This window comes from Leptolyngbya sp. PL-A3, assembly GCF_039962325.1.
Lineage (GTDB): Bacteria > Cyanobacteriota > Cyanobacteriia > Elainellales > Elainellaceae > Vacuolonema.
Genome location: NZ_JAMPLB010000049.1, coordinates 40,561 through 49,288, shown reverse-complemented (window position 1 = coordinate 49,288; position 8,728 = coordinate 40,561). Strand labels below are relative to the sequence as shown.

The 8,728-nt window shown below is 45.4% G+C and carries 2 protein-coding genes; both read left to right on the top strand.

What is annotated here, in order from left to right:
• Positions 1-72: 72 nt before the first annotated feature.
• Positions 73-5,958, top strand: coding sequence for an AAA family ATPase (locus NDI52_RS25925; protein ID WP_348256558.1), 5,886 nt, complete (start codon positions 73-75; stop codon positions 5,956-5,958).
• 47 nt (positions 5,959-6,005) lie between these two features.
• A complete protein-coding gene (locus NDI52_RS25920; protein WP_348256557.1) occupies positions 6,006-8,726 on the top strand; it encodes a PAS domain S-box protein in 2,721 nt (906 codons plus the stop codon).
• Positions 8,727-8,728: the final 2 nt, after the last annotated feature.

The window sequence follows — 8,728 nt, the reverse complement described above, 5'->3', positions numbered from 1 at the left end:
AAGCCAAGAGTATCTTTCGCTATGGTTTCGACCACCTGCGTCAAATCCTACTGAATCTGGAGTTATTCATCGATGAGTTTTTCCACGTCCTTCAATTTTTGTCCTGTACCTAGCATCAAAGCATATAGCCAGCAGGAGTACCAACGTACACTCGTCATTCTCCTGGAAGATTTTGGTGGGGAATCCTTGGAGTATTGGATACGGCAACGTTCAGAGGCTTTCTGTCCCATGCCTATATCAGTTTTTTTGCCGCTTGCTATCAAACTCAGCAGCATTCTAGGCAGAATTCATGCCGCTAATGTTATTCACAAAGATATTAACCCTGGCAACATTGTTCTTAATCCCGATACAGGCGTTGTCAAAATTATCGACTTTGGGATTGCCACTCAATTTGAGCGCACGAATCCCACGTTCAAAAGCCCGCATGTTTTAGAAGGCACCCTTGCTTATCTCTCTCCAGAGCAGACCAGGCGGATGAACCGTGCGATCGATTATCGCACTGATTTTTACTCGCTCGGCGTAACGTTTTACGAACTCCTGACTGGACAGTTGCCGTTTCCCACCACCGATATCCTGGAACTTGTCCACTGTCACCTTGCCAAACCCCCCATACCACCGGATGAGTTGAACGCTAAAATTCCCAAGCCTGTTTCAGACATCATCTTGAAACTGATGGCGAAGAATGCGGAGGATCGCTATCAAAGTGCTTGGGGTATCAAAGCAGATTTAGAGAACTGTGCTGATCAATTAGAAACCAGAAGCCAAATTAATCCCTTTCAACTGGGTCTGCAGGAGGCGTCCGATCGCTTTCAGATTCCACAGAAACTCTATGGGCGGGAGGAGGAAATTGCAGCATTATTAGAAGCGTTTGAGAGGGTAGCAGGGAAAAATGGCGCGGAGAGGAGAAGACACGGAGACGCAGGGAGGGAAGAAGAAGGCTACACAGACAATCATCATGTCTCCGCCTCCTCACCTACCCGCGTCCTCGCGTCTTCTGAAATGATGTTAATTTCCGGTTCTGCTGGTGTTGGCAAATCAGCATTAGTAAAAGAGCTTTACAAGCCGATTACTGCAAAGCGGGGCTATTTTATTTCTGGTAAGTTTGACCAGTTTCAGCGCAATATCCCTTACAGCGCGATCGCAGATGCTCTACAACAATTAGTTCAACAATTGCTCAGTGAACCTGACAAGCAACTGCAACAATGGCGATCGCGCCTACTAATAGCATTGGGAAATAACGGACAACTCATCATTGATGTGATACCGGAAGTTGAGTTGATCATTGGCAAGCAAGCACCCGTACCGGAAGTTGGAGCAACAGAAGCCCAAAATCGATTTAATCGAGTCTTTCAGCAGTTCATTCGGGTGTTTTGCTCCAAGGAACATCCACTTGTCATATTTTTAGACGACTTGCAGTGGATCGACTCAGCCACGCTGAAGTTAATCGAACTAATGATGTTAGATGGGCAAACCCAGCCGCTATTTTTGATTGGAGCTTATCGGGATAATGAAGTAAATCCAACGCATCCGCTAGTATTCACGCTGGAGAGATTACGACAGCAAGGCACAGTGTTTCAGGAGATCAATTTGTCACCTTTAGCGCTGGAGCCGTTAAGCCAGTTGATTGCTGAAACCCTACACCACAAAACGGATACGGTTTGCCCCTTAGCAAAGTTAGTGTTGCGTAAAACAGGGGGAAACCCCTTCTTTATCAATGAATTTTTACGATTGTTATACAGCGAAAATTGGTTGCTCTTCGTCAATGGGCAACAAAACTGGCAGTGGGACATCGCTCAGATTGAAGCTCAAAACATCACTGACAATGTGGTGGAGTTGCTGTTGAGCAAGCTAAAGAAACTACCAGAGATGACACAGCAGATGCTTCAGCTAGCTGCATGCATCGGAGCTGAATTTGATTTGACAACACTATCGCTCGTGTGTGAGCGATCGCCTAAAACAATTTTTCAGGACTTATTACCAGCAGTACAAGCTGATCTAATTCAGCCGCTCTCTGAATTGAACGAAGACTTGCTAGTACAGGATTATAAGTTCTTACACGATCGCGTGCAGCAAGCCGCCTGTGCGTTAATTGACGAATCGCAAAAACGGGTTGTTCACTTACAAATTGGTCGTAATTTGCTCGAAAAGACTTTGCCAGAACGACTACCAGAACGATTATTTGAAATTATTGATCACCTCAATCATGGGATTGAACTGGTCAACAATCAAGTAGAACGAGATGAGTTCGCTAAATTGAATTTGATGGCAGGTCAGAAAGCAAAAGCGGCGATCGCCTATAGGACGGCTCAAAACTACTTAGCCACAGGCCAAAGATGGCTCTCAGCCTCCAGCTGGCAAGTAAACTATGACCTGACCTTAGCGTTGTACACAGAAACAACAGAAGTTGCGTACCTATGTGGAGAGTTTGAGCAGGCAGAACACTCGGCGGCGATTGTTTTGCAAGAAGCCAAAATATTTCTTGACAGCGTGAAAGTTTATGAAGTCAAAATTCAAACTGACATTGCACAAAGTGAATTATTAGAGGCAATCAATACTGCATTGAAAGCTTTACAACACCTGGGAATCAGTTTTCCTAGTACACCTAGTCAGGCGGATATTCTACTTGAGCTAGACGCAATTACATCACTCTTGAGTGATAAAAAGATTACAGACTTGATTCATCTGCCAGAAATGAGAGAGGTGGATAAGTTGGCAGTAATGCGCATTCTATCAAAGATATCAATTTCTGCCTATATTGCTGCTCCTAATCTAATGCCTTTGCTTGTATCTAAACAAGTTATCTTGTCGATTCAATATGGCAATGCATTTGTGTCTCCTTTTGCGTATGCCAATTTTGGGTTAATTCTTTGTGGAATAATCGGCAATATCGAGGCTGGCTATCAGTTTGGACAGCTGGCTCTAGCGATGTTGTCACAGGTGAATTCCCATCCACTTAAAGCTAGGACCTCGAATATCGTAAATAACTTCATCATCCACCGAAAAGAACATGCTAGAGAGCTATTGAAGCCATTACTAGAGGGTTATCAAAGTGGATTAGAAACTGGGGATTTAGAGTTCGCGGCCTATTGTGCTTATACCTACTGCTTTCAATCTTACGCTAATGGCGAAGAACTTGTAGAGGTTGAACGCAAGATGGCAATTTATGGTGAAGCAATTCATCAAATTAAACAGAAAGTATCACATACCTGGAATCGGATATTTCGACAGGCGATCATAAACTTGCTAGGACGATCGGCCAATCGAACCTTTCTCATTGGTGAATCGTACGATGAAGAAAATGAACTACCACAGTACGAAGCAGCAAATGATGGAAGTGCTATCTTTGCTGTGTATTTTAACAAGCTTTTTCTATGCTACTTATTTTCCGAATATGCACAAGCTATTAAAAGTGCAGCCCTAGCAGAAAGTTATTTAATCCGGTTAATAGGTACCCCTCTTGAACCTTTGTACTATCTCTATAATTCTCTAGCAAAACTTGCGCTCTATCTTAATAGCAATACTCAAGAGCAGAAAGAAATTCTCGAAAAAGTCGCTATTAGCCAAGAGAGAATGAAGCGATGGGCGGATCATGCACCGATGAATTATTTACATAAATATCATCTAGTTGAGGCAGAAAAAGCACGAGTCTTGGGTCAAGTTGTCGAAGCAATGGATGCTTATGAGCATGCAATTAAAGGAGCTAAAGATAACGAATATATTCAAGAAGAAGCTTTGGCTTATGAATTAGCCGCCAAATTTTATCTAACAAGGGGCATGGAAAAGTTTGCCCAAACATACATGAAAGAAGCTTACTACTGTTATGAACAGTGGGGAGCAACAGTAAAGGTCAAGGATTTAGAAACTCGCTATCCCCAGTTCTTTTCTCAGTCACCTGGCGCAAACTCTATACCAGTCCGCACCACTGCTAGAACGACCTCGAACACCCCGCAAATTGCTCTCGATTTAGCAACAGTAATGAAAGCTTCACAAGCGATCGCTCGTGAAATTGAATTAGATCAGTTACTTCGTTCCTTAATGCAGATCTTAATTGAGAACGCTGGCGCACAAATTGGATTCTTGATTTTGGAAAATTCAGGAGAATGGAAGATCGAAGCAGCTTGTGAACTTTATGAGGGTGAGCAGGCTTTCACCAGACAAGTGCTGCAATCACTTCCAATGGCAAATTGCTTACCCGAATCCGTTGTTCAATATGTAATCCGAACTCATGAATTGGTGATCCTCAATGATGCGGCTCACGAAGATAACTTCATTCATGATCCTTACATTCAATATCATCAAACTCAATCGCTCTTATGTTTGCCACTGCTGAATCAAAGTAAGCTCGTAGGCGTGTTGTATCTAGAAAATCGATTAGTCGTTGGGGCATTTACAGCAGAACGATTGCAACTTCTGAATCTACTTTCCACTCAAGCATCCATCGCGATCGAAAATTCCAAGCTCTACTCAGAGCTACGGGCGAATGAAAGTAGAATGAAACAATTTCTCGAAGCAATGCCTGTCGGGATTAATATATTGGATGCAGCTGGTCGTCCTTACTACACCAATCGACTCGGCATTCAGTTAGTGGGCAAAAATGTTGACCTTACTGTAGCGACAGATCAACTTGCAGACGATTATCGAGTTTATATAGCAGGAACAGATCAACCCTATCCGATTGAGAAGATGCCCATTGTTAGGGCGTTGAGCGGTGAACGGACCACGGTTAATGACATGGAGATCTACCACAGCAATCGAACCATTCCCCTTGAGGTATGGGGTACTCCTGTCTTTGATGAACAGGGCAATGTCATCTTTGCGATCGTTGCTTTTCAAGACATTACCGAACGCAAGCAATCAGAGGACCTGCTAGCCGATTACAACCGAACATTGAAACAACAAGTTACCGAGCGCACATTACTACTTTCTCAGGAGATTGAAGAGCGTCAACGAGTTGAGAACGCCCTGCGACAAAGTGAAGAACAACGTAGGCTGACAATGGACTTCACCCACATTGGTAGTTGGAATTGGAATATTGTGGAAAATACAACAGACTGGAACGACAACCATGCTCAATTGCTGGGGTTAGTTTCTGGTGAGGTTGAGGGCAGCTATCAGGCATGGCGTGAGCGCGTTCATCCAGAAGACATTAATCGGATTGAGCAAGCCGTCGCGACAGCCCTGGCAACCCGTACCGACTATGAGGCAGAATATCGAGTCATCTACCCGAATGGTAGCATTCGCTGGTTGGTTGGTAGAGGTCGAGGCATTTATAGCGAGGCTGGAGAACCTGTACGAATGTTGGGTGTGATTCTCGATATTAGCGATCGCAAACGCGCTGAGGAAGCTTCAATTTTCGAAGAACGCAACCGCATGGCACGGGAAATACATGATACGCTAGCGCAAGCCTTCACGGGTATCTTGCTGCATGGCAGAACTGCCACAGAGTTAATCACAGAGGAACCAAAGGCGGTACAGGAATACCTGCAAATCATCATCAAATTAGCCCATATTGGGCTGGCTGAAGCGCGGCGATCAGTAGTAGCACTTCGTCCACAAATTCTGGAGGAGAGAGACCTACCCAATGCTCTTAAGCATCTTACGGCTCAGATGCAGTCTCCTGCCAGTACACAAGTGACTTGTCAGGTTGTCGGTACAGCTTATCCTCTGTCATCCACGGTAGAGAATCATCTGCTCCGCATTGGGCAAGAAGCGCTAACCAATGTCATCAAGCACGCTCATGCCACAGTTATCCAGATTGAGTTGATCTACGAAGAGGCGCAGTGCACTCTACGAATCAAAGACAATGGGCAGGGATTTAGCACGGAGCCAAGCGCTATAAATCGAGGATTTGGTTTATTAGGGATGAGTGAACGGGTAGAGCAGATTGGCAGTGAGCTAATCATTAGAAGTCAGCCTGGACAAGGCACAGAAATTGTTGTGATTGTGAATCGGGAGTAGGGCATGAGCCAACGTGCGCCAACTGCCATAAATGAGGCATCTGAGTGATGAGCAGACTGTTCAAGCAAGTTGTGGCTCAAGTCTCCAGAACAGTGCCGTTGCAAACGGTTTTGATTGTGCCGTTTGTGGTGCAAACGTTGGTAACGGTCGGCTTAGTCGGATATTTCTCCTTCAAGAATAGGCAGGAATCCGTTAAAGATCTAGCCAGTCAACTCCGACGCGAACTGACGAATCGGATTGAAGGCAAGCTACAAACCTACACTGAGATCCCCCATAACATCAATCGGCTAAATGCCAGTACCTTTGCTCAGGGTAAAATCGATGTAAGCGCAGCTAGAGGTGAGTTTCCACTCTGGCAGCAAATCCAAATTTATCCTACGGTTAGCGACATTTATTGTGGCGATCGCCACGGTTCTACGCTGGGAGTGCGACGAATTCCTGCCGATCAATCAATTGAATTGCGCTCAAGCAACGCGGCTACAGGGTATAAAATCTACGGCTATAACCTCGACCACAATGGTCAGCGAGACCAGTTGATTAGTAAAGGTAACCAACCCTTCGATCCGCGTGTGCGTCCCTGGTACAAAGCAGCAGTAATGGCAGGTGAGCCAGTCTGGAGTGAAATTTATGCAGACTTTGCCACCCAGTTACCGACGATAACCGCCAGTACGCCTGTCTATAGTGCTGCTGATCGATCGCTGTTGGGAGTCTGCGCTACTGATGTGTTTTTGCCTAATGAAATGAGCCGATTTTTGGCTAGTCTGCAAATTGGGAAGGCAGGCATTGCCTTTATTCTGGAGCGATCGGGACGGCTGGTTGCCACCTCCACTGAAGAGGCGATTATGAGTAGCGGGGCTTCTGCTAATCAATTGTCTGCCATGGAGAGCCATAACCCTACCGTGCGAGCGACAGTTGCCCATTTGCGCGATCATTTCAGCAATTTGCAGCAGATCCAGGCTGCGGAGCAGCTTGATTTTAATCTTAATGGCAGGAGACAGTTGGTTCAGGTGGTGTCATTCAAAGATTCCCACGGGCTAGATTGGCTAATTGTCACGGTATTGCCCGAATCAGATTTCATGGCAAAAATTCACCAGAGTATTCACACGACCATTCTGCTTTGTGTTGCAGCCTTGCTATTTGGTGTTGTTGTCTGTATTTTGGTTGCCCGATGGATCACCAAACCGATCGTCAACGTCAGCCGGTCGGCAAAAGCGCTAGCAGACGGGGAATGGGATCAGACGGTAGAAATTGAGCGATCGGGCGATTTGGGCGAGCTAGCCCGATCATTTAATCAGATGGCGCACCAGCTTCAAGCCGCGTTTGCCGAAATGCAGTCTTTGAACCATAGCCTCGCTCAAAGTGAAACCCGCCTCAAGAAATTTTTAGAGTCGGTTCCGGTAGGAATTGCGGTTTTGGATGCAGCGGGTCGTCCCTACTATGCGAATCAGAAGGCAATTCAGCTTTTGGGTAAAGGTGTGCTGCCGTTCATCACCTCAGAGCAAATTGCTGAGGTTTATCAACTCTATGTGGCAGGAACCGATCGCCCCTACCCCACCGAACAACTGATGATTGTGCGGGCACTCAACGGTGAACAGAACAGTGTAGATGATATCGAAATTCATCAGGAGGATCGGGTTATTCCGATCGAAAGTTGGGGAACCCCAATTTTTGATGAGTCTGGAAACATCCTCTATGCGATTGCGGCATTTCAAGATATTACTGAGCGCAAGCAGGCAGAGCGACTTCTAGCTGGCTATAATCAAACGCTGAAACAGCAAGTTGATCAACAAACAAACGAACTGGCACAGGAAAAGCAGCTTCTCCAAACCATCATCGATCATATTCCTGTCATGATCACACTTTACGGTGCGGATGGACGAGTGCAGTTCATTAACCAGGCATTTGAGCAATATTTAGGATGGTCCACAACAGAACTAGAAAAAATTAATTTATTAGCAGAAAGTTTTCCTGACTTAGAACAACAAGAAACTGTTTTAGAGCACATGCTGGCAGCAACGGGAAAGTGGATGGATATGAAAAATCGGACAAAAGATGGTCGCTATATTGATACATCCTGGGCAAATATTCGACTTTCAAATGGTATGAATGTTGGGATTGGGCAAGATATTAGCGATCGCAAACGCGCTGAGGCCGCCTCTATCTTAGACGAACGCAATCGTATGGCACGGGAAATTCATGACACACTAGCTCAAGCTTTTACTGGCATTCTTGTCCAGGTAGGAGCTGCAACCCAAGTGTTAACAGATGATTTGGAAGCAACACAGGCACATCTAGACATGATCGATGAGTTGGCACGAACTGGGCTGACTGAAGCTCGCCGATCGGTTGCAGCGCTGCGACCTAAACTCCTGGAGGAAGGAGATTTATTCAGTGCCCTCAAACACTTAACCAATCAAATGAAATCTTCTACAAATACGAATCTCACCTGTGAAATCATCGGTACAGCCTACGCTTTATCCCCTGATATAGAGAACCATTTACTCCGGATTGGACAAGAAGCCCTAACGAATGCGATTAAACATGCCCATGCCACAGAAATTCATGTTGAACTCGTGTGTGAGGAGACGCAGTGTCTTCTACGGGTTAAAGATGATGGACAGGGGTTTGAAGTTAACCAGTTTGCATCGGATAAAGGGTTTGGTTTATTGGGAATGAGCGAACGGGTTGAGCGTATTGGCGGTGAGCTGATCATCAGAAGCCAGCCTGGGCAAGGTACAGAAATTGTTGTGATTGTGAATCGGAAGTAGCA

Bases quoted from the DNA above. Each gene is read 5' to 3' on its own strand.
- NDI52_RS25925 (WP_348256558.1), top strand. From the start codon at position 73: ATGAGTTTTTCCACGTCCTTCAATTTTTGTCCTGTACCTAGCATCAAA.
- NDI52_RS25920 (WP_348256557.1), top strand. From the start codon at position 6,006: ATGAGCAGACTGTTCAAGCAAGTTGTGGCTCAAGTCTCCAGAACAGTG.